The sequence below is a fragment of the Streptomyces sp. NPDC048211 genome (assembly GCF_043202315.1).
Lineage (GTDB): Bacteria > Actinomycetota > Actinomycetes > Streptomycetales > Streptomycetaceae > Streptomyces.
Window position 1 is genome coordinate 300,376 of sequence record NZ_JBIDAD010000001.1, and the last position, 26,651, is coordinate 327,026.

Sequence of the window (26,651 nt, forward strand, 5' to 3'; positions counted from 1 at the left end):
GCGTACGTGATCATCGGGGTCGGGATCGATGTGGCGGAGATCGAGCGGTTCGACGCGGCGCTGGAGCGTACGCCGCAGATGGCCCAACGCCTCTTCCTGGAGCAGGAGTTGCTGCTGCCCAGCGGCGAGCGGCGCGGCATCGCCTCGCTGGCCGCCCGGTTCGCCGCCAAGGAGGCCCTCGCCAAGGCGCTGGGCGCGCCCAGCGGGCTGTTGTGGACGGACGCCGAGGTGTACGTGGAGGAGAGCGGGCAGCCCCGGCTGCGGGTCCGGGGCACCGTCGCCGCGCGTGCGGAGGAGCTGGGCGTGCGGCAGTGGCACGTGTCGCTGAGCCACGACGCGGGGGTGGCCTCGGCGGTGGTGATCGCGGAAGGGTGAGCCCGGGGCGTGGGCGCGGATTCCTGCGTACGTTGGAGCCATGCGTACCGCCTACAGCGTTTCGACCGTACGGGCCGCCGAACAGGCCCTGATGGCACGGCTTCCCGAAGGCGCGCTGATGCAGCGCGCCGCCGCCGGACTCGCGGCCGCCTGCGCCGATCTGCTGCGGCGGAGCGGCCGCGTCTACGGATCCAGGGTCGTCCTCCTCGTCGGCAGCGGCGACAACGGCGGCGACGCGCTGTACGCGGGAGCCCGGCTGGCCCGGCGGGGCGCCGGAGTCGTGGCCGTGCGGGTGTCACCCGGCCGGGCCCACGAGGGCGGGGTCGCGGCCCTGCTGGCGGCCGGCGGGCGGGTGATGGACGGCGGCGACGTCGCCCCGCACCGCGACTGGGGCGGACACATCGACCTCGTCGTGGACGGCATCACCGGGATCGGCGGGCGCGGGGGACTGCGGCCGGAGGCCGCCGCCGTGGTGGAGCACTACGCGGCCCACGGGGTGCCCGTCCTCTCCGTCGACCTGCCGAGCGGTGTCGAGGCGGACACCGGCGAGGTGCGGGGGGCCGCCGTGCGTGCCGACGCGACGGTCACCTTCGGTGCCTACAAACCCGGGCTGCTCGTCGACCCGGCCGCCGAACGGGCCGGGGCCCTGCACCTCGTCGACATCGGGCTCGGCGCCGAACTCCCCGACGTGCCCGATCTGGAGGCGCTCCAGTACGCGGACGTCGCCGCGCTGCTGCCCGTGCCCGCCGCGGAGAGCGACAAGTACCGGCGCGGCGTCGTCGGCATCGTCGCCGGATCGGCGCGCTATCCGGGGGCCGCGGTGCTGGCCGTCTCCGGGGCGCTGCGCGGAGGGGCGGGGGCCGTGCGCTACGTCGGGCCGGGCGGTGACGCCGTGATCGCGCGGCATCCGGAGACCCTGGTCCACGCCGGTCCGCCGTCGAAGGCCGGACGCGTCCAGGCGTGGGTGGTCGGGCCGGGGCTCGGCGACGGCACGGACGCCGTCGAGGCCGTCTCCGACGTGCTGGCCACGGACGTGCCGGTGCTCGTCGACGCGGACGGGCTGCGGCTGCTGGACGCCGACGTCGTACGGGCGCGCACCGCGCCCACCGTCCTCACCCCGCACGCCGGGGAGGCCGCTGCGCTGCTCGGCGTACCGCGCGAGGAGGTCGAGGCGGGGCGGCTCGCCGCCGTACGCGCGCTCGCCTCCCGGTTCCGCGCCACGGTCCTGCTCAAGGGGTCGACGACCCTGATCGCCACCGACACCCCGCACACACCCGTGCGGGTCAACCCGACCGGCACCTCCTGGCTGGCCACGGCGGGCAGCGGCGACGTCCTCTCCGGGCTGACCGGCTCGCTGCTGGCCGCGGGACTCGCCCCGCGCGACGCCGCGTCCGTCGGCGCGCACCTCCACGGCCTCGCCGCCCGGCACGCGTCCGACGGCTCCCCGGTCGCCGCGCAGGACGTCGCGGACGCGATCGCGGCGGCATGGCGGGACGTACGGGCCTGAGTGATGCTGGGAGCGGCGAGAGGGGAGTGCCGGTGACCGCCGACAGCGACCTGCGCGTACGCAGGGTGTACGACCCCCGGGAGGACGGCGACGGCACTCGCGTCCTCGTCGACCGGCTGTGGCCGCGCGGTGTCTCCAAGGAGCGGGCCGCGATCGACAAGTGGCTCAAGGACCTCACCCCGTCGGACGAACTGCGCTCCTGGTACCACGAGGACCGTTCCGGTACCCGGTACGACGCCTTCGTGGACCGCTACCGCGCCGAGCTCGCCGGCCCCGTGCAGGCGGCGTCCGTGGACGAGCTGACGGCGCTGGTCCGCGCCGGCGGCCCGGTGACGCTGGTCACGGCGGTGAAGGACGTCCCGCACAGCCACGTACCGGTTCTCGTCGACCATGTGGAACACGAGTTGCGCCACCGCTGACGTGCGCGTCCACCGCCCTGCCCCGGCTGTCGCCCTGGGGCCCCGTCGTACGCCAGTGAGAGACTGGGCGCGATGAACGAGACAGCGTCCTTGAGAGCCCGTGCCGAGATCGACCTCGCCGCACTCCGCGCCAACGTGCGCGTACTGCGGGCCCGGGCGTCCGGGGCGCAGCTCATGGCGGTGGTCAAATCCGACGCATACGGGCACGGGGCGGAGCGCTGCGCCCGCGCCGCGCTCGAAGCGGGCGCCACCTGGCTGGGCACCGCCACCCCGCACGAGGCGCTCGCCCTGCGCGCGGCCGGTGTCGGCGGCCGGCTGCTGTGCTGGCTGTGGACGCCGGGCGGCCCGTGGCGCGAGGCGATCGAGGCCGGCATCGACGTGTCGGTGAGCGGCATGTGGGCGCTGGACGAGGTCACCGCGGCGGCAGCGGAGGCGGGCCGGCCCGCCCGTGTCCACCTCAAGGCCGACACCGGCCTCGGCCGCAACGGCTGCCAGCCCGCCGACTGGGCCGAACTGGTCGCCGCCGCCCGCGCCGCCGAGCAGGCGGGCACCGTCCGCATCATCGGCCTCTGGTCCCACTTCGCCTGCGCGGACGAGCCCGGTCACCCCTCCATCGCCGCGCAGCTGGACACGTTCCGCGACATGGTGGCGTACGCGGAGAAGGCCGGTGCCGAGCCCGAGGTGCGGCACATCGCGAACTCCCCGGCGACGCTGACGGTCCCCGAGTCGCACTTCGACCTCGTGCGGACCGGGATCGCGATGTACGGCATCTCGCCCAGCCCCGAGCTCGGCACCGCGGCGGACTTCGGACTCCGTCCCGTGATGACGCTGGCCGCGTCCCTCGCCCTGGTCAAGCGGGTGCCGGCCGGTCACGGCATCAGCTACGGGCACCACTACACGACCTCCGCGGAGACCACGCTCGGCCTGGTGCCGCTGGGGTACGCGGACGGCATCCCGCGCCACGCGTCGGGCCGCGGCCCGGTCCTGGCCGGCGGTGTCCGGCGGACGGTCGCGGGCCGGGTGGCCATGGACCAGTTCGTCGTCGACCTCCACGGGGACGAGCCCGCGGTGGGCAGCGACGCCGTGCTGTTCGGCCCGGGGGACCGGGGCGAGCCGAGCGTCGAGGACTGGGCGCAGGCGGCCGGCACGATCGCGTACGAGATCGTCACCCGGATCAGCGCCAGAGTGCCGCGCGTCTACCGCGACGACGAAACGCCACCGGGCCCCTCGGCCGGGTCCTGACCGAACAAGCGCCCCTGACCAGGCACGATCTGAGCATGCCGGGGACGGCCGGACGAGAGCGCAGAAGACCGGGCCGCCCCTTCGACCCTGACCCGACGGACACGGCACGACCGACGAGGAGTGCGGCACGGTGAGCGAGATCAGCGCGGGGGACGCGGTGACGACGGCCGCTTCGGCGGTCGGCTGGCGCCGGGCGGGGATCGCCGGGGCCGCCATAGGCGTGATCGCCGCAGGCGCGGCGGCCGGGGTCGCGGTCGAGCGGCTGACGGTCGGCCGCGGGATGCGCAAGCGCGCCAGGCTGGCCCTGGACGCCACCGGGCCGTACGGCTCGCTGCGCGGGCTGCCGGGCCGGGCGACGGCCGACGACGGCACCGAGCTGTACTACGAGATCGACGAGGTCGACCCGGGCAGCGGTACGGGAACGGGCGGAACGCCCCCCGGCACCGCCGCCGGTCCGCGCAGGCGCCGTCTCTTCGGGCGCAAGGCGCCCGCCCCGGTCACGGTCGTCTTCAGCCACGGCTACTGCCTCAGCCAGGACTCCTGGCACTTCCAGCGGGCGGCCCTGCGCGGCATCGTGCGCACCGTCCACTGGGACCAGCGCAGTCACGGCCGCTCCGAGCGCGGCCGGGCGCAGGCACAGGGCGTGCACGTCGGCATCGACCAGCTCGGCCGCGACCTCAAGGCCGTCATCGACGCGGCCGCCCCCGAAGGGCCCGTGGTACTGGTCGGGCACTCGATGGGCGGCATGACGATCATGGCGCTGGCCGACCAGTACCCGGCCCTGATGCGCGACCGGGTCGCCGCCGTCGCCTTCGTGGGCACGTCGAGCGGGAAGCTCGGCGAGGTCAGCTTCGGGCTGCCGGTGGCGGGCGTGAACGCGGTACGGCGGGTGCTGCCCGGCGTGCTGAAGGCGCTCGGCTCGCAGGCGGAGCTGGTGGAGCGGGGGAGGCGGGCGACCGCGGACCTGTTCGCCGGGCTGATCAAGCGGTACTCGTTCGGTTCACGGGACGTGGACCCGGCGGTCGAGCGGTTCGCCGAACGGCTCATCGAGTCCACGCCGATCGATGTCGTCGCGGAGTTCTACCCGGCCTTCGCCGAGCACGACAAGAGCAGGGCGCTGCCGCTGTTCCGGGACGTCCCGGTGCTGGTCCTGGCGGGCGACAAGGACCTGGTGACGCCCAGCTCGCACAGCGAGGCGATCGCGGACCAGCTGCCCGACGCGGAACTGGTCATCGTTCCGGACGCCGGGCACCTGGTGATGCTGGAGCACCCGGAGACGGTGACGGACCGGCTGGCGGACCTGCTGGTGCGGGCCGGGGCGGTGCCGGAATCCTCTAACGTTGGCGGGCATGGAAGCACCGCACAGCAGCCCGGCGGCTGAGACCGCCGGATCCGTCGCGCACGGCACCGTCACCGTCACGCTGGCCGTCGAATCACCCGAACAGATGCAGGCCCTGGGCCGCAGGATCTCCGGTGTCCTGCGCCCCGGCGACCTGGTGATGCTCACCGGCGAACTCGGGGCGGGCAAGACGACCCTGACCCGCGGTCTCGGCGAGGGCCTGGGCGTGCGCGGCGCCGTCACGTCCCCCACCTTCGTGATCGCCCGCGTCCACCCCCCGCTCGGTGACGGCCCCGCGCTGGTCCACGTCGACGCGTACCGCCTGGGCGGCGGGCTCGACGAGATGGAGGACCTGGACCTCGATGTGTCGCTGCCGGACTCGGTGGTCGTCGTCGAGTGGGGCGACGGCAAGGTCGAGGAACTCTCCGACGACCGGCTCCAGGTGCTGATCGACCGCGCGGTCGGTGGCACGGACGACGAACGTCGCGTGGTGACGCTCGTGGGCGTCGGCGTGCGGTGGGCGGGGCTGCGCAATGACTCCTGGGACCCGTGGGACGTGGCGGGCGCCTGAGGCGAGGCCGCACGGGGCCGTTTCCGACATCGTGTCGGCAAATTGTTGCGCGGGGCGGTGCGGGCGTGGTGACATGGAGGACGAGAGCAGGTTAGGTCTGCCTAACCGTGCCTTCCACCGGAGCCCGAGGAGGCGTCCATGCCGACATCCGAGCGTGACGTGCAGCCGCCGCGGGCGGTTTCGATGAGAGACCTGCTGGCCGCGGGGGCGGCGGCGGACGCCGTCTCCACCCCGCCGACCGGTCCGCGCGGCGCGGCCCCCGCCCCGCGCGAGGGCGCGGGAGCCCGCCCGAAGCGGGCCTGAACCCCACGGACACGCCCCCGAGGGCCGGGGTCCCCCGTCCGCCGGCGCGGCACGTGCCGGACGCAGGGTCCTAAGGGATGACGTTGACCTTCACGCCCACCGTGGCGAACGTCCACACCGCGTTGCCGTCCGCACGGGACATCCGGACGCCGCCCGCCTTCAGATTCGGATCCGGGCTCTCCATCGAGCCGTCCTGCGCGGCGCTGAAGCCGATGGCCACGTCATCGGTCGTCGCGAACCGGACCACGTGCTCGATCGGCACCCCGTCGGAGCCCGTGACGCTGCCGGAGCGCGAGCTCACCGGATAGGTGCCCGGCAGCGGACTCACCGCGCTGGGCATCACCTTGAAGGTCCGCGTCGACTTGTTCTTCGCGTTCACCAGCCACACCCGGCGGTCACCCAACGCGTACACCACGCGCATGCCCGTGCCGGACGAGGCGGGAACCGCGAGCGGGTCCTTCTTCGGCTTCGGCTTGGCGTGGCCGCCCTTGGCCGGTGCGCTGCTGGACGCCTTCGGTGTGACGGCGAGGTCGTCGGGGACGTTCGCCGACGCCTGGTAGGCCAGGAAGCCGACCGCGGCCACGGCCGCCGCGGTGAGCGCGGCCACGATTCCCGAGCTGCCCCTAGCCACCGTTCGCGCCTCTTTCACCGTTGCGGTCCGTCGTATGTCGTACAAGCGTTTACACGTACTCCGCTTATACCCGGTGACGGTAGCACCGGAGCACCCCCGCACCGGGACGCCGTACGGGGCGCGATACCGCCCGCGGCGGAGCCGTAGGCTGTTTGCGTGCTCTTGCTCGCTATGGATACCGCCACCCCCGCCGTCACCGTCGCCCTGTACGACGGGACCCACGTCGTCGCCGAGTCCGGTCAGGTCGACGCCCGAAGGCACGGGGAGCTGCTGCTGCCCGCCGTCGACCGGGTCCTCGCCGAGGCCGGCGTGACGCTCGACACCGTGACGGACGTGGTCGTGGGCGTCGGCCCCGGCCCGTACACCGGACTGCGCGTCGGCCTGGTGACGGCCGCGACGTTCGGCTCGGCGCTCTCCGTGCCCGTGCACGGGCTGTGCACCCTGGACGCCCTGGCGTACGCCGCGGGGCAGGCCGGGGTGGCGGGACCGTTCGCCGTCGCCACGGACGCCCGCCGCAAGGAGGTGTACTGGGCGCGGTACGAGGACCCCCGCACCCGGACCGGTGAACCCGCCGTCGACCGGCCCGCCGACATCGCCGGGCAGCTCGCCGGTCTCCCCGTCGTCGGTGGCGGCGCGGTGCTCTACCCGGACGCGTTCCCGGACGCGCGCGGCCCCGAGCACCTCGCGGCCGGCGCGATGGCCGCCCTCGCCGCCGAGCGCCTTGCCGCGGGTGACGTACTGCTGCCGCCGCAGCCGCTCTACCTGCGCAGGCCCGACGCGCAGGTCCCGAAGAACTACAAGGTGGTCACGCCGAAGTGACCGCCACGACCGCAGTGCTGCGCGAGATGCGCTGGTGGGACATCGACCCGGTGCTCGACCTGGAGCACGAGCTGTTCCCGGACGACGCATGGTCGGCCGGGATGTTCTGGTCCGAGCTGGCGCACGCCCGCGGACCGCAGGCCACCCGCCGCTATGTGGTCGCCGAGGACCCGGTCACCGGCCGGATCGTCGGATACGCGGGCCTCGCCGCGGCCGGCGACCTCGCCGACGTACAGACGATCGCCGTCTCCCGGAGCCAGTGGGGCGGCGGACTCGGCTCCGAGCTGCTGACCGACCTGCTGAAGCACGCCACGGCCTTCGAGTGCGCCGAGGTGCTGCTGGAGGTACGCGTCGACAACACCCGGGCGCAGAAGCTGTACGAGCGCTTCGGCTTCGAACCGATCGGCTTCCGCCGCGGCTACTACCAGCCGGGCAACATCGACGCACTCGTCATGCGCCTCCACGTGCACGAAGACGTACGCGAGGACGCACACGAAGACGTATCAGGGCACGTACAGGGAACAGAGACTGACTGATGGCTGACGAACCGCTCGTACTCGGCATCGAGACCTCCTGCGACGAGACCGGCGTGGGCATCGTCCGCGGGACGACGCTGCTCGCCGACGCCGTCGCGTCCAGCGTCGACACGCACGCCCGCTTCGGCGGCGTCGTCCCGGAGATCGCCTCGCGCGCGCATCTGGAGGCGATGGTCCCCACGATCGAGCGCGCCCTGAAGGAGGCCGGCGTCACCGGCCGCGACCTCGACGGCATCTCCGTCACCGCGGGACCCGGACTCGCCGGCGCCCTGCTCGTCGGCGTCTCGGCGGCGAAGGCGTACGCGTACGCGCTGAACAAGCCGCTCTACGGTGTGAACCACCTCGCCTCGCACATCTGCGTCGACCAGCTGGAGCACGGCCCGCTGCCCGAGCCCACGATGGCGCTGCTGGTCAGCGGCGGGCACTCCTCGCTGCTGCTCGCACCCGACATCACCAACGACGTGCGCCCGCTCGGCGCGACGATCGACGACGCCGCGGGCGAGGCCTTCGACAAGATCGCCCGGGTGCTGCAGCTCGGCTTCCCCGGCGGCCCGGTCATCGACCGGCTCGCGAGGGAGGGCGACCCGAAGGCCATCGCGTTCCCGCGCGGCCTGACGGGCTCGCGCGACCCCGCCTACGACTTCTCCTTCTCCGGCCTGAAGACCTCCGTGGCCCGCTGGATCGAGGCGAAGCGCGCCGCGGGCGAGGAGGTGCCGGTACGGGACGTGGCGGCGTCCTTCCAGGAGGCCGTGGTGGACGTGCTCACGCGCAAGGCCGTCCGTGCCTGCAAGGACGAGGGCGTCGACCACCTGATGATCGGCGGCGGCGTCGCGGCCAACTCCCGGCTGCGGGCCCTCGCCCAGGAACGCTGCGAGCGGGCCGGCATCCGGCTGCGCGTGCCGCGGCCCGGACTGTGCACCGACAACGGGGCCATGGTCGCCGCACTGGGTGCGGAGATGGTGGCCCGCAACCGGCCCGCCTCCGACCTGGAGCTGTCGGCCGACTCCTCGCTCCCGGTCACCGAGACCCACGTGCCCGGCGCGGACCACACCCACACGCACGACCACGTGCACGAGATCAGCAAGGACAACCTCTACTCATGAGCGGGACGACCGTCGCGCTGATGTGGGAGGCGCGGGCCACCGAGGGCCGGGGCGCGGAACTGCTGGAGTGGGCGCGCGCCCGCACCGGCGAGCTGGCGCGGCCCCCGCTGCGCAGCGAACTGCTGCGCGCCCCGCAGGACCGCGTCCTGGTCCTGACCTGGTGGGAGGGCGCCTACGGCGACGAGCTGCCGGAGCTGCCCGAGCCGGACGCGGCGATCGTCACCCGTCCGGTGCACCGCTGGCGCTTCGAGTCCCTCGGGCCCGCGGACCGGTGACGACGGCGTCGGGTGCGTCGGAATACGGACCCGAAGCCGTCCCGGTGGCCGATCCGGAACATTCTCAGAAGAATTCCGGAGGGAGTGTCGATCCGGCTGTCTCCCGTTCGACGCAGAGGTGAGAGGCGGGGAAAGCCCCCGCCCTCCCGACCGAGGAGTCACCATGCCGCGCTTCATGTCACTCATCCGCATCGACGAGCAGGCGGCAGCCGGGTTCGAGCCCGACCCGGACTTCGAGAAGCGCATGGGCGCCCTGTTCGAGGAGATCACCAAGGCGGGCGTCATGCTGGAGACGGCCGGCCTCACCCCGACCGCCGAGGGCACCCGCGTCCACTGGTCCGGCGGAAGGATCAGCCACACCGACGGGCCCTTCACCGAGACCAAGGAGGTCGTCGGCGGGTACGCCATCCTCCAGTGCAAGGACAAGGACGAGGCACTGGAATGGACCAAGCGGTTCCTGCGGTGCCACCCGGAGAGCTGGAGCGTCACCTCCGAGGTCCGGGCCATCGACGAAGCGACGGTCTGACCGGCCGGCCGCGCTTGCCCGGGTACCGGGCGGCTGCTCTGATGGGTGGCCGTGACGGCAGCGAGCGCGGTTGAAGCGGTGTTCAGGATCGAGTCCGCGCGGATCATCGCCGGTGTCGCCCGGATCGTCCGGGACGTGGGCATCGCCGAGGAGCTCGCGCAGGATGCCCTGGTCGCCGCGCTGGAGCAGTGGCCGGAGTCGGGTGTCCCGGACAACCCGGGAGCCTGGCTCATGGCCACGGCCAAGCACCGCGCCATCGATCTCGTACGCCGCCGCGAGACGTACGCCCGCAAGCTGGCCGAGATGGGCCGCGACCTGGACGGGGTCTCCGGCGAACCCGACCCGGGCGCGGTGGACCCGGACCGCATCGACGACGACCTGCTGCGGCTGATCTTCACCGCCTGCCATCCGGTGCTCTCCACCGACGCCCGGATCGCCCTCACCCTGCGGCTCCTCGGCGGCCTCACCACCGAGGAGATCGCCCGCGCCTTCCTCACCACCGAGCCGGCCGTCGCCCAGCGGATCGTCCGGGCCAAACGCGCGCTCGGCCGGGCCGGGGTCCCCTTCGAGGTGCCGTACGGACCCGAGCGCGCCGCCCGGCTCGGATCGGTGCTCGAAGTCATCTACCTCGTCTTCAACGAGGGCTACGCCGCGACCGTCGGCGACGACTGGCTGCGCCCCGGGCTCTGCGAGGACGCCCTGCGCCTGGCCCGGCTCCTGGCAGGGCTGATGCCCCGGGAGCCCGAGGCGCACGGGCTGGCCGCCCTGCTGGAGCTCCAGGCCTCGCGCACCGCCGCCAGAACCGGGCCGGACGGTGCCCCGGTGCTGCTCGCCGACCAGAACCGGGCCCGCTGGGACCGTCTGCTGATCCGCCGCGGGTTCGCGGCCCTGCTCCGGGCGAGCGAGACGGCGGCGGAGACGGGCCAGGCCCTGGGGCCGTACGCCCTCCAGTCCGCCATCGCCGCCTGCCACGCCCGTGCGGCGCGCTACGAGGACACCGACTGGGCCGCCATCGTCGCGCTGTACGGCCGGCTCGCCGCCCTGACCCCGTCACCGGTCGTCGAGCTCAACCGCGCCGTCGCCGTCTCCATGGCCGAGGGCCCGGCCGCCGGACTCGTGCTGGTCGACGCGCTGGCCGCCGACCCCGCGCTCAAGGGCTACCACTTGCTGCCGAGCGTCCGCGGGGATCTGCTGGAGCGGATGGGGCGTACGGACGAGGCGCGCGCGGCGTTCGTACGGGCGGCGGAGCTCACCCGCAACGAGCGGGAACGGGCCCTGCTCCTGGGCCGGGCCGGCCGATGAGTTCCGGGCCCGCCGGCGGTCTACCCTGCACGGCGTTTCGCACCACCGGCACCACCGAGTGAGGAGAAGACCATGCAGAAGGTCACCACGTTCCTGTGGTTCGACAAGAACCAGGCCGAGGAGGCGGCGGACCACTACATCTCCGTGATCGGCGGGGACTCGCGCGTCCTGGACGTGACCCGCTGGACGGCGGCGTCACCGGGCGAGGACGGAGCGGTGATGACGGTCCGCTTCCAGCTGGACGGCACCGAGTACATCGCCTTCGACGGCGGCCCCGAGTTCCCCTTCAGCGAGGCCGTCTCCCTCTCCGTCGAGTGCGAGTCGCAGGAGGAGGCCGACCGGCTGTGGGACGCGCTCACCGCGAACGGCGGTCAGGAGAGCCAGTGCGGGTGGCTCAAGGACAGGTTCGGCGTCTCGTGGCAGATCATCCCGCCCGGTCTCGGTGACGCCCTGACCGACCCGGACCCGGACAAGGCCGCCCGCGCCATGAAGGCGATGTTCGGCATGAAGCGCCTGGACATCGAGGCCCTGCGCAACGCGTGAGACGGCGTCACCCGGGTGCGGGCGCCGTCCGTCGCTCGGTAGGGTCTGGCCCATGTCCGCTCGACCGGCGCTGCCGCCGCCCCCGCCGCCCGTGGAGATACGCACCTGGCCCGACCGGGGGGCGATGCTCGCCGACCGGGCCTTCATCCTCGGGGCGTTGGTGAGGATGCACATCGGGCCGGGCCGTCTCGGCCTGCTGTGGGCGTGGGGAGCGCTCGGGGCGTCCGGCTGGGCGCTGATCGGCACCGCTTTCATCACCTTCGAGGAGTCGTACGACGTCATCAGCGCCCTCATCGGCGGGGTCATGCTCGTCCTGGGCGCCGGCGCCCTCGTGCCGGCGGTCATCCTCGTCGTCATCGGCCTGCGCCGGGACCGGAGCATCCGCCGACTGCTCACGCAGTGGGGCGCGTTGGACCGTGATCCGGCGGGCGACAGCGCGCTCCGGCTGCCCGGCCTCAGCCTGGCCTGGCTGCTGGGCTCCTTCGCCCTCTGCGCCCTCGGTCTGTACGCCTGCTTCGCCGTGCCCGCGGGCGCCGTCCGGGGCAACGACACCTACGGCCTGATGGCCCTGATCATGGGCCTCGGATTCATCGGCTGGCTCGTCGGCCTCATCGGCGTCACCAAGGCGTTCCGGCACCGGAGTTGGATCCTCGGCACACTGGCCGGAACGGCCGCGCCCGAGCCGCTGATCTCCTCCGGCGGAGGTACGCGCCGCTGACCCCGGCGGCCCTATCCTTGGCGCGTACACGGGCGACTCAGGGGGAGGGCGTTTCCATGGAGTGGTACTGGTGGCTGCTCATCATCTTCTGGACGGGCGGCTTCGGCTGGGCGGTCGACAACGTCCGTACGGCGCTGCGCAACCGGCACACCCGCAGGCTGGAACTGCTGGAGGCCGGCAAGCAGGAGCGGCTGGCGGTCGAGGCGGCGAACCGGCCGCCGGAACCGGTCTGCGGCTGCACGCACCACCTCGCCAAGCACGACAAGCGCGGCAAGTGCCACGAGCGGGTCGAGGTGCCGACCGCGTGGGACGAGCAGAAGAAGCCGGTGCACTTCGAGTCCGGGCAGTGCAACTGCCAGCAGTACGTGGGTCCGCAGCCGCTCTCGCAGGTGTACGCGGAGGACCTGACCGACCTCGCGTAGCCCCGTCCGCTACCGGTGACCGGCCTCCGGGCCGGTCACCGGACGGCCGATCAGCATCGTCGGCGCGTCCGCGACCCGGGTCAGGAAGACCGTGGCCGCGTTCGGGCCCTGGAGCTTCATCTTCCTGCGCAGTTCCTCCGGTTCGACCGCCGATCCGCGCTTCTTGACCGTGAGGACGCCGACCTCCCGCTCCCGCAGCAGGGCCTTCAGCCGCTTCATGTTGAAGGGCAGCTGATCGGTGATCTCGTAGCCGGCGGTGTACGGGGAGTCGTACAGCTCGTCGCTCGTGACGTACGCGATCATCTCGTCGAACAGCCGGCCGCGGCAGCGCTCCACGACCGCGGCGACCAGATGCGCCCGGATCACCGCGCCGTCCGGCTCGTACAGGTAGCGGCCCACCGGGCCGACCGGCGGGGCGGGCAGCGCGGCCGGAGCGGACAGGGTGGCGCCCGACGGGAGCAGGGTCGCGCGGTAGGAGCCCGCCTCGAAGCCCTCGCCGAACCAGAGCACCGCCTCCTTCACATCGCCGCCGTCCGAGATCCACTCCGCCTCGGCCTGCGGCCCGATCGCCTCGTGCGGCACCCCCGGGGCGATCTTCAGCGCGGCTCTCGGCGCCTTCAGCGCGGCCTCGGTCGCCCAGGACAGGGGCGGGGAGTACGCCTCCGGGTCGAAGATCCGGCCGCGTCCGCCCCGTCGGGCCGGGTCGACGAAGACCGCGTCGTAGGGCGCGGTGTCGATCTCCGTGACATCGGCGCACCGCACCTCGATCAGGGCGTCCAGGCCGAGCGCGACGGCGTTGGCGCGGGCCACCTCGGCGGTCAGCGGGTCGCGGTCCACGGCGAGGACGGAGATCCCGGCCCGGGCCAGGGCGATCGCGTCGCCGCCGATCCCGCAGCAGAGGTCGGCGACGCTGCGCACCCCGGCGCCCGCGAACCGGCGGGCCCGGTAGCCGGCCACCGACGTGCGGGTCGCCTGTTCCACCCCGTTGGGCGTGAAGAACATCCGGTGCGCGTCCTCGGCGCCGAACTTCGCCACCGCCCGCTGCCGCAGCCGGGCCTGTCCCAGGGCCGCCGAGACGAGGGCGGCCGGGTGGCTGCGGCGCAGCCGGGTGGCGGTGGCCAGCTCGGTGGCGGGGTCGTACGACCGCAGTCCGGCCAGCAGTCCCGCGCCCTCGGGAGTGCGCAGGGCCAGGAAGGCGGCGAGCGGGTCGGGGGCGTCGGACGGGCCGGATGCGTCGGACGGGCCGGTCGGGGCGAGAGCGTTCACCCGTCCCATTGTGGGCCAGTCGGCTGCGCGCCAGGCGGGGGACCGTGCGGGGCGGGTGCTGTGTCGGCCCGGATACCCGATCCCGGGCTGGCAGGATGCGGCGCCATGCAGCCAGTACGACAAAAGGAAGAATTTGCTATGAAGCGGCGCAGACCGGGTGTGGTGTCGGGCGGGCGTGGACGTGCGGCGCGTGGACGGGGCCACCTGCGGCGCCGGCCCGGCTACGCGGCCCTGGCGGCGCTGCTCGTCGCCGCGGCGGCCTCGGGGTGCGCGGCCGAGACGGGCCACCGGGCCGCGAGCGACCCGGTGCGCGAGGCCGCGGCCCATGCCGGACCGGCGGCCGGCGCCCCGGTGGGGGCGGCCGGGTCCGTCGCGGCCGAGGCCGAGAAGGCGCGCCGCGTCCAGGCCGCACGGGCCGTCGCCGCCAAGAAGTGGGGGCTGGCGAGCACCCCGCTGACTCCGCCCGCTCCGCCCGCCGTGAAGCCGCACCTCACCACCCGCAAGGGCTTCGAGGTCGAGGGCGGCGACGCGTCGCTGCCGCCGGTCTTCACCACGGTCCCCACCAAGGAGAAGATCGTCTTCCTGACGATGGACGACGGGGACGACAAGGACCCCGAGCTGCTGCGGATGATGTCGGAACTGAACATCCCGTACAGCGCCTTCCTCAGCGACTACCTGGTGCGCGACGACTACGCGTACTTCAAGGACGCGCAGGCCCGTGGCGTCGTCCTCGGCAACCACACGCTGAACCACCGCTACATGCCGGGTCTCTCCCACGAGGAGCAGCAGCGGGAGATCTGCGACCAGCAGGACATCCTGGAGAAGCAGTACGGCGAGCGCCCCCGGCTCTTCCGGCCGCCGTACGGCAACTACAACGGCGACACCCTGCGCATCGCCAGGTCCTGCGGCATCACGGCCGTGCCGCTGTGGGCCGCGGAGGCGTTCCCCGACCACATGGAGTGGCGCGAGGAGGACCAGGACCTGCACCCCGGCGACATCATCCTCACGCACTTCCGGGGCAAGAAGGACTGGAAGGGCAGCATGCCCGACCTGATCCGGTCCGTCATGAAGGTCATCACGGACAAGGGTTACGCCGTGGCCCGGCTGGAGGACTACGTATGAGAAGGGCGCACCGGCTGCTGGCCGGGCTGCTGACCGCCGGTGCGCTCCTGACCGCCACCGCCGGCTGCGCACAGTCGGTGGACCCGATCGAGCGGCTGGGCCGCAAGGCCGCGCAGCGGGTGCGCCCGTCGCCGAGCGTCCCCCGGGCGCGGCCCGCGGCGGTGCGCGGTGATCACGGGGCGCCGGGGGCGATGGTCGTCGTCGCCTGCGGCCGCCCCGCGTCGGCAGGTGGTTCCGGGGTGCGCGAGCCGGTCCAGTGGTGGCCGGAGCGGTCCGGCGAAGGGGCCGCGGCGGACGCGGGGTGCGCGAGCCGGTAGTCGCTGTGCCATGCCGTGAGCTGCCGGTCCGGCGGGTCGCATGAGCATGCGGCCCCGTCGTACGGAACGGCGCGCGCGGTCCCCGCGTTGTCCCTACGGGGACCGGAACGTTGTACGGGCGCAGCCGTACGAGGAGGAGGGCCCCGGACGCCACGAGGGGCGTGAATTGGCACTCCGCTTGACCGAGTGCTAATCGCGGTCATAGTCTCAGTGCTGGCACTCCCCACTGGAGAGTGCCAGCAGTACTGTGCGACCGGCAGGTCCGGCACCCGCGACGACGGGCCCACCTGGTCGCCACCCCAAAGACTGATAACCCCGTGAGATCTCCGAAGGGGGAGACCGGATCGTGTCGACCAGCACCAAGGTTGCGATCAAGCCGCTCGAGGACCGCATTGTGGTCCAGCCGCTCGACGCCGAGCAGACCACGGCCTCCGGCCTGGTCATTCCGGACACTGCCAAGGAGAAGCCCCAGGAGGGCGTCGTCCTGGCCGTGGGCCCGGGCCGCTTCGAGAACGGCGAGCGCCTTCCGCTCGACGTCAAGACCGGCGATGTCGTGCTGTACAGCAAGTACGGCGGCACCGAGGTGAAGTACAACGGCGAGGAGTACCTCGTCCTCTCGGCTCGCGACGTGCTCGCGATCATCGAGAAGTAATTCACCCACGTTTGCTTCTGTTCTGCGCCCCTGGCCCCCTGCGAAATAACTAGCCGGGCGGCAGGGGCGCAGTTCTTGTTTTTGAGAGGACAGTTCAGCTCCATGGCGAAGATCCTGAAGTTCGACGAGGACGCCCGTCGCGCCCTCGAGCGCGGCGTCAACAAGCTTGCCGACACGGTGAAGGTGACGATCGGCCCCAAGGGCCGCAACGTCGTCATCGACAAGAAGTTCGGTGCGCCCACCATCACCAACGACGGTGTCACCATCGCGCGCGAGGTCGAGCTGGACGACCCGTACGAGAACCTCGGTGCCCAGTTGGTGAAGGAGGTGGCGACCAAGACCAACGACGTAGCCGGTGACGGTACGACCACCGCCACCGTCCTGGCCCAGGCGCTCGTCCGCGAGGGCCTGCGCAACGTGGCCGCGGGCGCGTCCCCGGCCGCCCTGAAGAAGGGCATCGACGCCGCGGTCAAGGCCGTGTCCGAGGAGCTCCTCGCGACCGCCCGCCCGATCGAGGACAAGTCCGACATCGCCGCCGTGGCCGCGCTCTCCGCGCAGGACACCCAGGTCGGCGAGCTCATCGCGGACGCGATGGACAAGGTCGGCAAGGACGGTGTCATCACCGTCGAGGAGTCCAACACCTTCGGTCTGGACCTCGACTTCACCGAGGGCATGGCCTTCGACAAGGGTTACCTGTCCCCGTACATGGTGACCGACCAGGAGCGTATGGAGGCCGTCCTCGACGACCCGTACATCCTGATCCACCAGGGCAAGATCGGCTCGATCCAGGAGCTGCTGCCGCTCCTGGAGAAGGTCATCCAGGCCGGTGCCTCCAAGCCGCTGCTGATCATCGCCGAGGACGTCGAGGGCGAGGCCCTGTCGACCCTGGTCGTCAACAAGATCCGTGGCACCTTCAACGCCGTCGCGGTGAAGGCCCCGGGCTTCGGTGACCGCCGCAAGGCCATGCTCGGCGACATCGCCACCCTCACCGGTGCGACCGTCATCGCCGAGGAGGTCGGCCTCAAGCTCGACCAGGCCGGTCTGGACGTGCTGGGCACCGCCCGTCGCGTGACCGTCTCCAAGGACGACACCACCATCGTCGACGGTGGCGGCAAGTCCGACGAGGTCGCCGGCCGCGTCAACCAGATCAAGGCCGAGATCGAGTCCACGGACTCGGACTGGGACCGCGAGAAGCTCCAGGAGCGCCTGGCGAAGCTGGCCGGCGGTGTCTGCGTGATCCGCGTCGGTGCTGCCACCGAGGTGGAGCTCAAGGAGAAGAAGCACCGTCTGGAGGACGCCATCTCCGCGACCCGCGCCGCGGTCGAGGAGGGCATCGTCTCCGGTGGTGGCTCCGCTCTGGTCCACGCCGTCAAGGTCCTCGAGGGCAACCTCGACAAGACCGGCGACGAGGCCACGGGTGTCGCGGTCGTGCGCCGCGCCGCCGTCGAGCCGCTCCGCTGGATCGCGGAGAACGCGGGCCTCGAGGGCTACGTCATCACCTCGAAGGTCTCCGAGCTCGACAAGGGCCAGGGCTTCAACGCCGCGACCGGCGAGTACGGCGACCTGGTGAAGGCCGGCGTCATCGACCCGGTCAAGGTCACCCGCTCCGCGCTGGAGAACGCCGCGTCCATCGCGTCGCTGCTGCTCACGACCGAGACCCTGGTCGTCGAGAAGCCGGCCGAGGAAGAGGCCGAGGCCGGTCACGGCCACGGCCACTCGCACTAGCGTGTAGCTGCCCCGCGCAAGCGGTGAGGCCCGGTACCCCGCGAGGGGTACCGGGCCTTTCGCGTGTCCGGCTTCTCCGGCTGCTCCGGCCTCTCCGGCTTCTCCGGCTGCTCCGGCCTCTCCGGCCTCTCCGGCTTCTCCGGCTTCTCCGGCTTCTCCGGCCGTCCGGCCTCTCCGGCCTCTCCGGCCTCTCCGGCCCGAACGGCCTGAACGACCTGAACGGGCTGACTACGCCGACCGGGAGAGCGTGTCCCCGTGCACCGGGTCCGCGAAGGGGAGGCCGCTCGCGAAGCGTTCCAGCTCGTCCAGTGCCTGGTCCGCCATCCGGTGCAGCTCGTTGCCGAGTGATCCGGCGACGTGCGGAGTCAGCAGCACGTTCGGCAGGTCGTACAGCGGCGAGGTCGCCCCGGGGAGATCGGGGTCCGTCACGTCCAGGACCCCGTGCAGCCGTCCGCTCGTCAGCTCGGGCAGCAGCGCGTCCTCGTCGACCAGCGACCCGCGCGCCGTGTTGATCAGCGTCGCGCCGGCCGGCATCGCCGCCAGCTGGGCGGCACCGATGAGGTGGCGCGTCTCGGGCAGTTGCGGGGCGTGCACGGAGACGACGGAGCTGCTCGCGCACAGCTCGTCGAGCGTGGTGAGACGGACGCCCAGCCGCGCCGCCTCCTCCTCGCCGACATACGGGTCGTACAGCAGGACGTCGAGATCGAAGGGGCGCAGCAGCTCGATCACCCGCCGGCCGATGCGGGAGGCGCCGACGATGCCCACCGTACGGCGGTAGTTGCCGGTGCCGCCCAGCTCGTCGAGCCAGTCGTGCCCGGTGCGCAGATCCCGGTAGCGCTGCGCCGAACGCAGGACCTGCTTGCCCGCGAAGAGGATCGCGGCGAGGGTGAACTCGGCCACCGGCAGCGCGTTGGCCCCGGCCGCCGAGGTGACGGCGATGCCCCGTTCCCAGCAGGCGTCGGTGATGTGGTGCTTCACGGACCCGGCCGCGTGCACCACCGCCCGAAGCCGGGGGGCGGCGGCCAGCACCGGTGCGGTGAGCGGCGTCGCGCCCCAGCAGGTGAAGAGCACGTCGGCCTCGGCGAGCGCGGCCGCCACCTCGGGGGTCGGGTCGGCCAGGTCGTGGGCGACGAGCCGGGTGTCCGTGCGGGTGAGGGCGGCGAGCCGGGTGTGGTGGTGTTCGGCGAGGAGGCGCCCGGCGATGCCGGGGGCCATCGCGAGCAGGGCCCGGGGCCGGTTGTCAGTGGCGTGCTGCATGGTGGAACTCGTACTCCTCGGGGCTCGCGTGGACGGTCACTTGACGCTTCCGGCGGTCAGTCCCGCCTTCCAGTGCCGCTGCAGGGAGACGAAGGCGACGATCAGCGGGATGACGGCGAGCAGGGAGCCGGTGACGACGAGGGGGTAGAAGCTCGGTTCGCCGTGGGTGTTGGTGTTCCACGAGTACAGACCGAGGCTCAGGGGGAAGAGCTTGCGGTCCGAGAGCATCACGAGAGGGAGGAAGAAGTTGTTCCAGATCGCGGTGAACTGGAAGAGGAAGACGGTCACGAAGCCCGGCATGACCATGGGCAGACCGACGGACCAGAAGATGCGCAGCTCACCCGCCCCGTCGATACGTGCGGCCTCCAGGGCCTCGTTCGGTATGTAGCCCGAGCTGAACACCCGGGCGAGATACACGCCGAACGGGTTGACCAGCACCGGGATCAGCACCGACCAGTAGGTGTTCACCAGGCCGACCTTGGACGCCAGCAGGTACATCGGCAGGGCGAGCGCGGTGGTGGGGACGAGCACGCCCATCAGCACCAGGCCGAACAGCTGGTCCTTGCCCCGGAACGCGTACTTGTCGAAGGCGTACCCGGCGGCGACGCAGATCAGCGAGCAGACGATCGCACCGCCGCCCGCGTACAGAAGGCTGTTGAGGTACCAGCGGAAGTAGATGCCGTCGCCGTAGGAGGCCAGGTTCGAGAGGTTCTCGCCGAGGTTGAAGCCGTCGAAGGAGAACGCGTTGCCCGCGAGCAGGCCACCGGTGTCCTTCGTGGCCGCGGTGACCAGCCAGACGAGGGGGAAGAGCATGTAGACGACGGCGAGCAGCAGGAAGCCGTTGACGGCTGTCTTCGACATCCAGCGGCCGCGGGAGGCGGGGGAACTCATGCTTTCTTGCCCTTCCGGCCGGTCAAGCGGGTGATGACGAAGGACAGCAGCGCGGCCGTGAGCGCCAGCAGGATGGAGGCGGCCGCGGCGAGGCCGTAGTCGTTGCGCTCGAAGGCCGCGGTGTACGCGTACATGTTCGGCGTCCAGGTGGAGGAGACGGCGGAGCCGGTCCCCTTGTTGAGGATCAGTGGCTCGGTGAACAGCTGGAGCGAGCCGATGACGGTGAAGAGCGCGACCATCACGACGGAGGCGCGGATCAGCGGGACCTTGATGCCGATCGCGATCCGCCAGGCGCCGGCCCCGTCGACGGTGGCCGCTTCGAGTACGGAGCGGTCGATGGCCTGCAACGCGGCATAGAAGATCACCATGTTGTAGCCGAGCCACTCCCACAGCGCGATGTTCACGACCGAGGGGAGGGCCCCGTCGGGGGAGAAGAAGTCGAAGCCGATGCCGCCGGACTCCATGGCGCTCACCACCGGGCTGAGCTGCGGGGTGTACAGGTACACCCAGATCAGCGCGGCGATGATGCCGGGCACGGCGTGCGGCAGGAACAGCGCGAGCTGGAAGAACCGGCGGGCGCGGGCCAGCGTGGAGTCCAGCAGCAGCGCGAGGGCGAGGGCTCCGACGAGGAGCAGCGGGATGTAGAACAGGCAGTATCCGAGGAGTACGCCGAAGCCCTCGCGGAACGCCCGGTCGCCCAAGGCCGCCGTGTAGTTGTCGAGTCCGCTGAAGACGGTCTCGGTGCCGCCGAAGCCCAGGCCGGACTGCTTCTCGGTGAACAGGCTGAGCCAGACCGCGTAGCCGATCGGCAGCACCATCGCCAGCGTGAACAGTACGAAGAAGGGCCCCAGCAGGATGGCGGCGGCTCTGGAGGTCCGGGCGCGCTTCATCAGCCTGCGTCCTCGACCTTCAGACCGCGCTTCTTCAGCTCGGCGACCGTGGCGTCGTGCCCGGCCTTCACCGCGTCCTTGACGGTGGTTCCGCCGCTCGCGACCTTGCCGAACTGGTCCTTCATCGTGGTGTTCGTGGTGCCGGTCGTCGGGCCCCAGTTCCAGTTCGGGCCGATGGACGTCGCGGCGTCCTCGAAGACCTGGTAGATGTCCTCGCCGCCGTAGTAGTCCGCGTCGAAGGCCTTCTTCGCGACCGGGCGCAGGGACGCCGCGGCCGGGAAGGCGCTCGATGTGCCGGACTCGATGCGGGCCTTGATGCCCTCCGGGGTGGTCGACATCCAGGTGGCGAACTCGACCGCCGCCTCCGCCTTCTTGCTGTCCTTCGTCACGGCGAAGGTGGAGCCGCCGAGCATGCCGCTGGCCGGCTTGCCGTCCCAGCTGGGCATCGGGGCGACGGCCCACTTGCCGCTCTGCTCGGGCAGGGTGCCCTTGAGGACACCCGCGCCCCAGGCCGCGCCGAGGTAACCGACGGTGCCGCCGTTCTTGAGGGAGTTGGTCCACTCCGGGCTGAAGGAGGCGTTGGCGCGGATCAGGTCGTCGTCGAGCAGGCCCTGCCAGTAGTCGGCGACCTTGTTGGTCGCGGCGTCGGCGGTGCTCACCTTCCAGGTGTCGCCCTCGGGCTTGTACCACTGGGCGCCGGCCTGCCAGGCCATCGCCTGGAACGTGGTGGGGTCGTCCGGGAAGAACGTGCCGATCCGGGCCTTCTTGTCGGCCTTCTTGACCTTCTCCGCGGCCTTGCGGAAGTCGTTCCAGGTCTTGGGGACCTCCACGCCGTACTTCTCGAACAGGTCCTTGCGGTAGTAGAAGGACTGCGGCGAGGCGTCGAAGGGGACGGCCCAGTTCTTGCCGCCGAGCGTCGTCAGCTCCACCGCCTGCGGCAGCAGCTTCTTCCTGATGTCCTCGGTGAAGTACTGGCCGATGTCCTGGAGGGCGCCCTGACTGACGTACTCCGGAAGCTGCGGGTACTCGATGGAGACGAGGTCGGGGGCGTTGCCCGCCTTCACGGCGTTGGAGATCTTGGCGTAGCCGCCCGCGTTGCCGGACGGGATCTCCTCGTACACCACCTTGATGTTCGTGTGGGAGGCGTTGAACGCGTCAACGACCTCCTTGGACCCCTTGGTCCAGCCCCAGAAGGTGATGCTGACGGGCTTGCCGTCACTTCCGGCGGCGGAACTGTCGTCCCCGCTGCCGCCGCAGGCCGTGAGAACGGCGAGGGCGGTGGCGGCTCCGACTACGGCGAGGGACGTTCTGCTCGAACTGCGGCTCACAGCGAGGCTCCTGAACAGGCGGCGACATGGGCGTTGGCCGTGATCCTTGGACCAGCCGTGACCGAAGTCAAGAGCGAAAGAGCGATTGATCGAAAAAAGATCAGAAAAGTTGCGTACGGAAGCCTCCGGGGCGCCTGGGATCGCCTACGGAAGCGGCCCTCCGCAGGAGTCCCTGACCCGCAGCTGCGGGAGCAGCGTCAGATGCCGGCGAGGGGTGTCGGGGCTCTGCCCCAGCCGCTCCACCAGCAGTTCCGTCGCATGGCGGCCCACCTCCCGCTTGGGCGGGGCCACGGCGGTGAGCGGGGTGTCCGCGAGCGCCGCCACCTCGTCGTCGTACGCGATCAGCGCCAGGTCCTCCGGCACTCGCACACCCAGTTCGGCCAGGCGCTGGACCACCTGGATCGCGTCCACGTCGTTGTGGATCAGCGCCGCCGTCGCCACCCCCGTCCGGACCGCTTCGCGCAGGGCCTGCACGGCTTCCTCGAACGCCTCCGGGGCCAGTTCCGCCGGTACGGAATCGATCACGTCCTGCGGGGGGCGCAGGCCGAGCACGGTCAGCGCCTCCGCGTATCCGGAGCGCACCGCGAGGGCGGTCGGGGAGTCCGCGCGGGCCATCAGCAGCGGCGCCCCGTGCCCGAGCTCCACCAGGTGGCGCATGGCCAGCAGCACCCCGTGCGCATGGTCCGAGCAGACCCGGTCCAGGCCGTCCAGGGGTGATCCGGCGGTGGGCCTGCGCTCCAGCAGGACGGTCGGTACGGGCAGCGAGCTGATCCAGTCACCGAAGGCCGACGGGTCGCCCGGATGCTGCCAGCCGGGTGCGACGAGCAGCCCCTCGGCCCCCGCGGACAGCAGCCCCTCGGTGCGGGCCTGGTCCTCCTGCGGGCGGTAGTCGGAGATCCGCAGGATCAGCCGGGCGCCCGCCCGGGCGGCGGCCTCGTGGGCACCCCGGATCACCTCGGCGAAGTAGTAGGTCGCGGAGGGCGCGAGCATGCCGAGCACCAGCCCGTTCCCCGCGCCGGCGGGCCCCGTGGCGGGGGCGGTGTCCTGGGGCCAGGAGACCGAACCGTGGACCCGTTCGAGCAGGCCGCGGCTCGCCAGGTCCTCGACGTCCCGGCGCACCGTGACGGGTGACACCCCCAGCTGCGAAGCCAGGTCCGACACCCGGGCGGAGCCCCGGTCGCGGACCAGCCCGAGCAGGCGGTCATGACGTTCAGCAGCACTTTCGCGCACGGCGGCAGTCCCCTCGCAGTGTGTGACCCGGCCCCTGACCCGGCCGGTGCCGGAGCCGATGTCCGACCTTAGACCAACGTGATCGAACGATGGCAGTTTCGATCATTCAAACGTAATCCATTGACGTTCGATCAATCCGAGTCCAGGATTCCCGGCGATGCCGACCCGGCCGGCCTGGCCCGACCCGGCCGTGCCCGGCCCGCTTCGACCCCGACTGTTCCGACCCTGACTGTTCGTACGGAGGAATTGTGAGACATCGCGTCACCGCCGCGGCGCTCGCGGCCCTGACGGCCGCCGCCGGTCTGGCCGCCGCAGGCCCGAGCGCCGCGCAGGCGGCACCCGCCGGCCGTACCTTCCACGTCGACTGCGGCGCCGCGCCGCAGGGGGCCACCGGCAGCAGGCAGCACCCCTGGACCACCCTCGCCGAGGCCAACGCGCACTCCTACGGGCCCGGCGACCGGCTCCTCTTCAAGCGCGGCGCCGCCTGCACCGGCACCCTCGCCCCCACGGGCACCGGCTCCGCCCGCGCGCCGTTCACCATCGCCGACTACGGCAACGGCCCGGACCGTGCCCGGCTCGACGGCGCCGGGGCCCACGACACCGTCCTGCTGTCCAACACGCAGTACGTGCACCTCAGGGACCTGGAGATCACCAACGCCGACCAGCCGGGCAGCGAGCGCAACGGCGTCCGCCTGCGCCTGACCGACTTCGGCGTCGCCCGCGGCTTCGACATCAGCGGGCTCTACATCCACGACGTGCGCGGCGGCGACTACAAGACCGTGTCCGGCTCCAGCGCCATCCACATCGCGGTCGAGGGCACGGCGAAGGCCAGCTGGTACGACGGCCTGGACATCGGCCACAACCGCATCGAGGACGTCGACCGCGAGGGCGTCTACTTCAAGTCGACCTTCTCCAGGCGCGATCTGGTCGGAGGGCAGCAGGACCCGAACGTGTACCCGGGGGAGTGGACTCCGAGCACCGGCGTCCGTATCCACCACAACACGCTGAAGTCCCTGGCCGGCGACGGCATGAAGCTCGACACCACGAGCGGTGCCCGGGTCGACCACAACCGGGTCGACGGCTTCCAGCTCCGCTCGCCCTCCGCCAACGCGGGCATCTGGACCTTCAACACCGACGACACGACCGTCGAGTACAACGAGGTGTCGGGCGGCGGCAACACCCACGACGGCATGTCCTTCGACGCCGACGGCGCCTCGCAGAACACCGTCTTCCAGTACAACTACAGTCACGACAACAAGGGCGGCTTCCTGCTGATCTGCCCGTACAGCGGCGCGAAGACGATCGGCACGGTCGCCCGCTACAACGTCAGCCGCGATGACGGCGCCCGTCTGATCCAGAACTGCTGGGGCCCGATCCTCGGCACGGAGATCTACAACAACACCTTCCACAACAAGGCGCAGATCCCCGGCTTCCTCGTCCAGGACGACGCCGGCAGCCCCGCCACGACCCAGCACGAACTGTCCATCCGCAACAACGTCTTCGTGAGCGAGGGCACCGGCGGCTACGCCTTCAAGAACCCGACCCCCGGGCTCTCCTTCGGCCACAACGCCTTCTACGGCATCGACATGACGCGCCCGGACCCCGGCGGCATCACGGCCGACCCGAAGCTCCGGGACGACTTCCGGCTCGGCGCGGGATCGCCCGCCCTCGCCGCCGGAGCCGTCATCGAGGACAACGGCGGCAAGGACTACTTCGGCAACCGGCTGAAGCCCGGCGCCCCCAACATGGGCGCCTACGCGGGCCACGGCCTGCGGTAACCCACCGCTCACTGAGGTCCGTACTTGCGGCCTGTCTTGGAGGTGACCCCTCCGAGCAGGCCGCGAGGCGTCAGCTTCACCAGTCCCATCAGCGCCTTGTACCGCGGGTCCGGCACCGAGACCGACTTGCCGCGCGCCAGGTCCGCCAGGGCCGTGGCCACCAGCTTGTCGGCGTCGAGCCACATCCAGCCCGGGATGTTGCCGGTGCCCATCCCGGCCCGCTGATGGAACTCCGTCCGTACGAAGCCGGGACAGAGCGCCATCATCCGCACGCCCGAACCGGCCAGGTCCTTGGCCGCGCCCTGGGTGAACTGCACGACCCACGCCTTGGACGCACCGTACGTACCGCGCGGCACGAACGCCGCCACGGAGGCCACGTTCACCACGCCGCCCCTGCCCCGCTCCTTCATGCCGGCCGCGGCCGCCGACGTCAGCCGCAGGACCGCCTCGCAGTGCACCTTCAGCATCGCCAGTTCGTCCGCCATGGGGACGTCGAGGAAATGGCCCTTGTTGCCGAACCCGGCGTTGTTGACCAGCAGATCGACCGACTCCTTGCGGTCGGCCAGCCGGGTCTCGACCGCGGCGATCCCGTCGTCCCGGGAAAGGTCCGCGGTCAGCACCTCGGCCTCGATCCCGTGCCGGTCGTGCAGTTCGGTGGCCTGCTCCCGCAGCCGGTCGGTGTCGCGGGCCACCAGCACGAGGTTGTGCCCCTCGGCCGCGAGCCGCCGCGCGAAGGCGGCCCCGATGCCCGCGGTCGCGCCCGTAATCAGTGCAGTCGTCATACGCGGCACGTTAGTGCCCCGCGTATGCCGTCGGACGACCCGCCCACCGCTCCCCGTTCATCCCTGAGGTGCCACGTACGCGCGTGCCTTGCGCAGTGCCTCGGGGTGCAGCGCGTCGCCGGCCGCGAGCAGCCGCGGCAGCAGCTCGCGCCGGGTCGTCACGGCCCGGAACTGCAGTTCCACCGTCACCTCGTGATCGGGCCGGTGCACGATCTCGACCGGGTCACCGGCCCGGATGCTGCCCGGCGTGATCACCCGGAAGTACGCCCCGGGTATCGCCGCCTGCGTGAACCGCTTGACCCAGCGCTTCTCGTCGAGGTGGCCCGCGAACGTACGGCACGGAATCCGGCCGGACGTGACCTCCAGGACCAGCTCGGCACCGATCCGCCAGCGCTCACCGATCAGCGCGCCGCTGACCTTCACCCCGCTCGTGGTGAGGTTCTCGCCGAACGCGCCGTTCGCCAGCGGACGCCCCAGCTCCCGCTCCCACGCGTCGAGCTCCTCGCGGGCGAAGGCGTAGACGGCCTGGTGCGAGCCGCCGTGATGGCGCAGGTCGCAGACCGCGTCCCCGGCCAGGCCGCTGCCGCCGGTGCCCTCGGGGCCGGGATCGCAGACCCGTACGAGCCCCTCCGCGGGGCGCTTGTCGATCCCGGTCACGCCGCCGGGGGAGTCGGTGTAGTCCACCGCCACGGGGCGGCCCGTGTTCACGGTCAGGACAGTCATCGCATGCATGGCTGCACGCTAACCACTCCCGGCCCGATGGCGGCACGCCCACCGCCCCC

30 protein-coding genes are annotated in these 26,651 nt (G+C 72.0%); 21 read left to right on the forward strand and 9 right to left on the reverse strand.

All coding sequences use genetic code 11. From position 1 onward, the window contains the following. Nucleotides 1-6 precede the first annotated feature (6 nt). From ACGFZA_RS01450 to ACGFZA_RS01480, 7 genes are all read left to right on the forward strand, one after another. Entirely contained in the window at nucleotides 7-375 is a 369-nt protein-coding gene (locus tag ACGFZA_RS01450) for a holo-ACP synthase (protein WP_393676390.1), read from the forward strand. A gap of 40 nt (nucleotides 376-415) precedes the next feature. Beyond that, the gene (locus tag ACGFZA_RS01455; protein WP_393676392.1) at nucleotides 416-1,882 is read left to right on the forward strand and encodes an NAD(P)H-hydrate dehydratase; all 1,467 of its coding nucleotides are present in this window, start codon (nucleotides 416-418) and stop codon (nucleotides 1,880-1,882) included. A 26-nt stretch (nucleotides 1,883-1,908) separates the two neighbouring features. Then, the gene (locus tag ACGFZA_RS01460) at nucleotides 1,909-2,301 is read left to right on the forward strand and encodes a DUF488 domain-containing protein (protein ID WP_385284170.1); all 393 of its coding nucleotides are present in this window, start codon (nucleotides 1,909-1,911) and stop codon (nucleotides 2,299-2,301) included. 72 nt (nucleotides 2,302-2,373) lie between these two features. Continuing rightward, nucleotides 2,374-3,543, forward strand: a complete 1,170-nt coding sequence (gene alr, locus ACGFZA_RS01465; RefSeq protein ID WP_393676394.1) for an alanine racemase — start codon at nucleotides 2,374-2,376, stop codon at nucleotides 3,541-3,543. A gap of 130 nt (nucleotides 3,544-3,673) precedes the next feature. Continuing rightward, nucleotides 3,674-4,924, forward strand: a complete 1,251-nt coding sequence (locus tag ACGFZA_RS01470; RefSeq protein ID WP_385284175.1) for an alpha/beta fold hydrolase — start codon at nucleotides 3,674-3,676, stop codon at nucleotides 4,922-4,924. Beyond that, on the forward strand, nucleotides 4,893-5,453 hold the full coding sequence (tsaE, locus tag ACGFZA_RS01475) for a tRNA (adenosine(37)-N6)-threonylcarbamoyltransferase complex ATPase subunit type 1 TsaE (protein ID WP_393676397.1): 561 nt from the start codon (nucleotides 4,893-4,895) through the stop codon (nucleotides 5,451-5,453). The genes ACGFZA_RS01470 and tsaE overlap by 32 nt, the downstream gene beginning before the upstream one ends. Nucleotides 5,454-5,591: 138 nt before the next feature. Beyond that, nucleotides 5,592-5,756, forward strand: coding sequence for a hypothetical protein (locus ACGFZA_RS01480; RefSeq protein ID WP_385284181.1), 165 nt, complete (start codon nucleotides 5,592-5,594; stop codon nucleotides 5,754-5,756). A gap of 70 nt (nucleotides 5,757-5,826) precedes the next feature. On the opposite strand, the gene ACGFZA_RS01485 is transcribed toward ACGFZA_RS01480, so the two are convergent. Continuing rightward, nucleotides 5,827-6,363, reverse strand: coding sequence for a hypothetical protein (locus tag ACGFZA_RS01485; protein WP_385284308.1), 537 nt, complete (start codon nucleotides 6,361-6,363; stop codon nucleotides 5,827-5,829). 195 nt (nucleotides 6,364-6,558) lie between these two features. Between ACGFZA_RS01485 and tsaB the strand changes: the two genes are divergently transcribed. The 9 genes from tsaB to ACGFZA_RS01530 all read left to right on the forward strand — a co-directional run bounded on the left by tsaB (nucleotide 6,559) and on the right by ACGFZA_RS01530 (nucleotide 12,631). Then, on the forward strand, nucleotides 6,559-7,206 hold the full coding sequence (gene tsaB, locus ACGFZA_RS01490) for a tRNA (adenosine(37)-N6)-threonylcarbamoyltransferase complex dimerization subunit type 1 TsaB (RefSeq protein ID WP_393677595.1): 648 nt from the start codon (nucleotides 6,559-6,561) through the stop codon (nucleotides 7,204-7,206). Beyond that, nucleotides 7,203-7,742, forward strand: a complete 540-nt coding sequence (gene rimI / locus ACGFZA_RS01495; protein ID WP_385284184.1) for a ribosomal protein S18-alanine N-acetyltransferase — start codon at nucleotides 7,203-7,205, stop codon at nucleotides 7,740-7,742. The genes tsaB and rimI overlap by 4 nt, the downstream gene beginning before the upstream one ends. After that, complete coding sequence (tsaD, locus tag ACGFZA_RS01500) at nucleotides 7,742-8,845, forward strand: tRNA (adenosine(37)-N6)-threonylcarbamoyltransferase complex transferase subunit TsaD (protein WP_393676400.1); 1,104 nt, start codon at nucleotides 7,742-7,744, stop codon at nucleotides 8,843-8,845. The genes rimI and tsaD overlap by 1 nt, the downstream gene beginning before the upstream one ends. Then, on the forward strand, nucleotides 8,842-9,120 hold the full coding sequence (locus ACGFZA_RS01505; RefSeq protein ID WP_385284189.1) for a hypothetical protein: 279 nt from the start codon (nucleotides 8,842-8,844) through the stop codon (nucleotides 9,118-9,120). The genes tsaD and ACGFZA_RS01505 overlap by 4 nt, the downstream gene beginning before the upstream one ends. 163 nt (nucleotides 9,121-9,283) lie before the next feature. Further along, nucleotides 9,284-9,646: a YciI family protein gene (locus ACGFZA_RS01510; protein WP_385284192.1), complete on the forward strand. Its 363-nt coding sequence runs from the start codon at nucleotides 9,284-9,286 to the stop codon at nucleotides 9,644-9,646. A gap of 51 nt (nucleotides 9,647-9,697) precedes the next feature. Continuing rightward, on the forward strand, nucleotides 9,698-10,948 hold the full coding sequence (locus tag ACGFZA_RS01515; protein ID WP_393676403.1) for an RNA polymerase sigma factor: 1,251 nt from the start codon (nucleotides 9,698-9,700) through the stop codon (nucleotides 10,946-10,948). A 72-nt stretch (nucleotides 10,949-11,020) separates the two neighbouring features. Further along, nucleotides 11,021-11,491, forward strand: coding sequence for a VOC family protein (locus tag ACGFZA_RS01520; protein ID WP_385284198.1), 471 nt, complete (start codon nucleotides 11,021-11,023; stop codon nucleotides 11,489-11,491). A gap of 52 nt (nucleotides 11,492-11,543) precedes the next feature. Continuing rightward, nucleotides 11,544-12,209, forward strand: a complete 666-nt coding sequence (locus ACGFZA_RS01525) for a hypothetical protein (protein ID WP_385284202.1) — start codon at nucleotides 11,544-11,546, stop codon at nucleotides 12,207-12,209. 56 nt (nucleotides 12,210-12,265) lie between these two features. After that, entirely contained in the window at nucleotides 12,266-12,631 is a 366-nt protein-coding gene (locus tag ACGFZA_RS01530) for a hypothetical protein (RefSeq protein WP_385284205.1), read from the forward strand. A gap of 9 nt (nucleotides 12,632-12,640) precedes the next feature. Here the strand turns inward: ACGFZA_RS01530 and ACGFZA_RS01535 are convergent, their stop codons facing one another. Then, entirely contained in the window at nucleotides 12,641-13,906 is a 1,266-nt protein-coding gene (locus ACGFZA_RS01535) for a methyltransferase domain-containing protein (RefSeq protein ID WP_393676406.1), read from the reverse strand. A gap of 96 nt (nucleotides 13,907-14,002) precedes the next feature. On the opposite strand from ACGFZA_RS01535, the gene ACGFZA_RS01540 reads away from it, so the two are divergent. From ACGFZA_RS01540 to groL, 4 genes are all read left to right on the forward strand, one after another. Next, nucleotides 14,003-15,019 carry a polysaccharide deacetylase family protein gene (locus tag ACGFZA_RS01540; RefSeq protein WP_385284211.1) on the forward strand — a complete coding sequence of 339 codons (1,017 nt, stop codon included), beginning with the start codon at nucleotides 14,003-14,005 and terminating at the stop codon, nucleotides 15,017-15,019. Next, nucleotides 15,016-15,336, forward strand: a complete 321-nt coding sequence (locus ACGFZA_RS01545) for a hypothetical protein (RefSeq protein ID WP_393676408.1) — start codon at nucleotides 15,016-15,018, stop codon at nucleotides 15,334-15,336. Before ACGFZA_RS01540 ends, ACGFZA_RS01545 begins: the two co-directional genes overlap by 4 nt. Nucleotides 15,337-15,679: 343 nt before the next feature. Continuing rightward, on the forward strand, nucleotides 15,680-15,988 hold the full coding sequence (gene groES / locus ACGFZA_RS01550) for a co-chaperone GroES (RefSeq protein WP_024490209.1): 309 nt from the start codon (nucleotides 15,680-15,682) through the stop codon (nucleotides 15,986-15,988). Between the two features lie 102 nt (nucleotides 15,989-16,090). Next, nucleotides 16,091-17,713 (forward strand): chaperonin GroEL, encoded by a 1,623-nt coding sequence (gene groL, locus ACGFZA_RS01555; RefSeq protein ID WP_359132140.1) that lies wholly within the window; start codon nucleotides 16,091-16,093, stop codon nucleotides 17,711-17,713. 228 nt (nucleotides 17,714-17,941) lie between these two features. Here the strand turns inward: groL and ACGFZA_RS01560 are convergent, their stop codons facing one another. The 5 genes from ACGFZA_RS01560 to ACGFZA_RS01580 all read right to left on the reverse strand — a co-directional run bounded on the left by ACGFZA_RS01560 (nucleotide 17,942) and on the right by ACGFZA_RS01580 (nucleotide 23,309). Next, on the reverse strand, nucleotides 17,942-18,970 hold the full coding sequence (locus ACGFZA_RS01560) for a hydroxyacid dehydrogenase (RefSeq protein WP_393676410.1): 1,029 nt from the start codon (nucleotides 18,968-18,970) through the stop codon (nucleotides 17,942-17,944). A gap of 36 nt (nucleotides 18,971-19,006) precedes the next feature. After that, nucleotides 19,007-19,861, reverse strand: a complete 855-nt coding sequence (locus tag ACGFZA_RS01565; RefSeq protein WP_385284218.1) for a carbohydrate ABC transporter permease — start codon at nucleotides 19,859-19,861, stop codon at nucleotides 19,007-19,009. Then, nucleotides 19,858-20,751, reverse strand: coding sequence for a carbohydrate ABC transporter permease (locus tag ACGFZA_RS01570; protein ID WP_385284221.1), 894 nt, complete (start codon nucleotides 20,749-20,751; stop codon nucleotides 19,858-19,860). The genes ACGFZA_RS01565 and ACGFZA_RS01570 overlap by 4 nt, the downstream gene beginning before the upstream one ends. After that, nucleotides 20,751-22,079, reverse strand: coding sequence for an ABC transporter substrate-binding protein (locus ACGFZA_RS01575; protein ID WP_393676413.1), 1,329 nt, complete (start codon nucleotides 22,077-22,079; stop codon nucleotides 20,751-20,753). Before ACGFZA_RS01575 ends, ACGFZA_RS01570 begins: the two co-directional genes overlap by 1 nt. Nucleotides 22,080-22,223: 144 nt before the next feature. Further along, nucleotides 22,224-23,309, reverse strand: a complete 1,086-nt coding sequence (locus ACGFZA_RS01580) for a substrate-binding domain-containing protein (protein WP_385284226.1) — start codon at nucleotides 23,307-23,309, stop codon at nucleotides 22,224-22,226. Between the two features lie 248 nt (nucleotides 23,310-23,557). Here ACGFZA_RS01580 and ACGFZA_RS01585 point away from each other — a divergent pair, with 248 nt between their 5' ends. Beyond that, a complete protein-coding gene (locus ACGFZA_RS01585; RefSeq protein ID WP_393676416.1) occupies nucleotides 23,558-25,087 on the forward strand; it encodes a right-handed parallel beta-helix repeat-containing protein in 1,530 nt (509 codons plus the stop codon). Nucleotides 25,088-25,095: 8 nt separating this feature from the next. Here ACGFZA_RS01585 and ACGFZA_RS01590 read toward each other — a convergent pair whose 3' ends face one another. Together ACGFZA_RS01590 and ACGFZA_RS01595 are read right to left on the reverse strand one after the other, a co-directional pair. Further along, nucleotides 25,096-25,869 (reverse strand): SDR family NAD(P)-dependent oxidoreductase, encoded by a 774-nt coding sequence (locus ACGFZA_RS01590; RefSeq protein ID WP_385284232.1) that lies wholly within the window; start codon nucleotides 25,867-25,869, stop codon nucleotides 25,096-25,098. Between the two features lie 57 nt (nucleotides 25,870-25,926). After that, nucleotides 25,927-26,592 carry an MOSC domain-containing protein gene (locus ACGFZA_RS01595; RefSeq protein WP_385284315.1) on the reverse strand — a complete coding sequence of 222 codons (666 nt, stop codon included), beginning with the start codon at nucleotides 26,590-26,592 and terminating at the stop codon, nucleotides 25,927-25,929. Nucleotides 26,593-26,651: the final 59 nt, after the last annotated feature.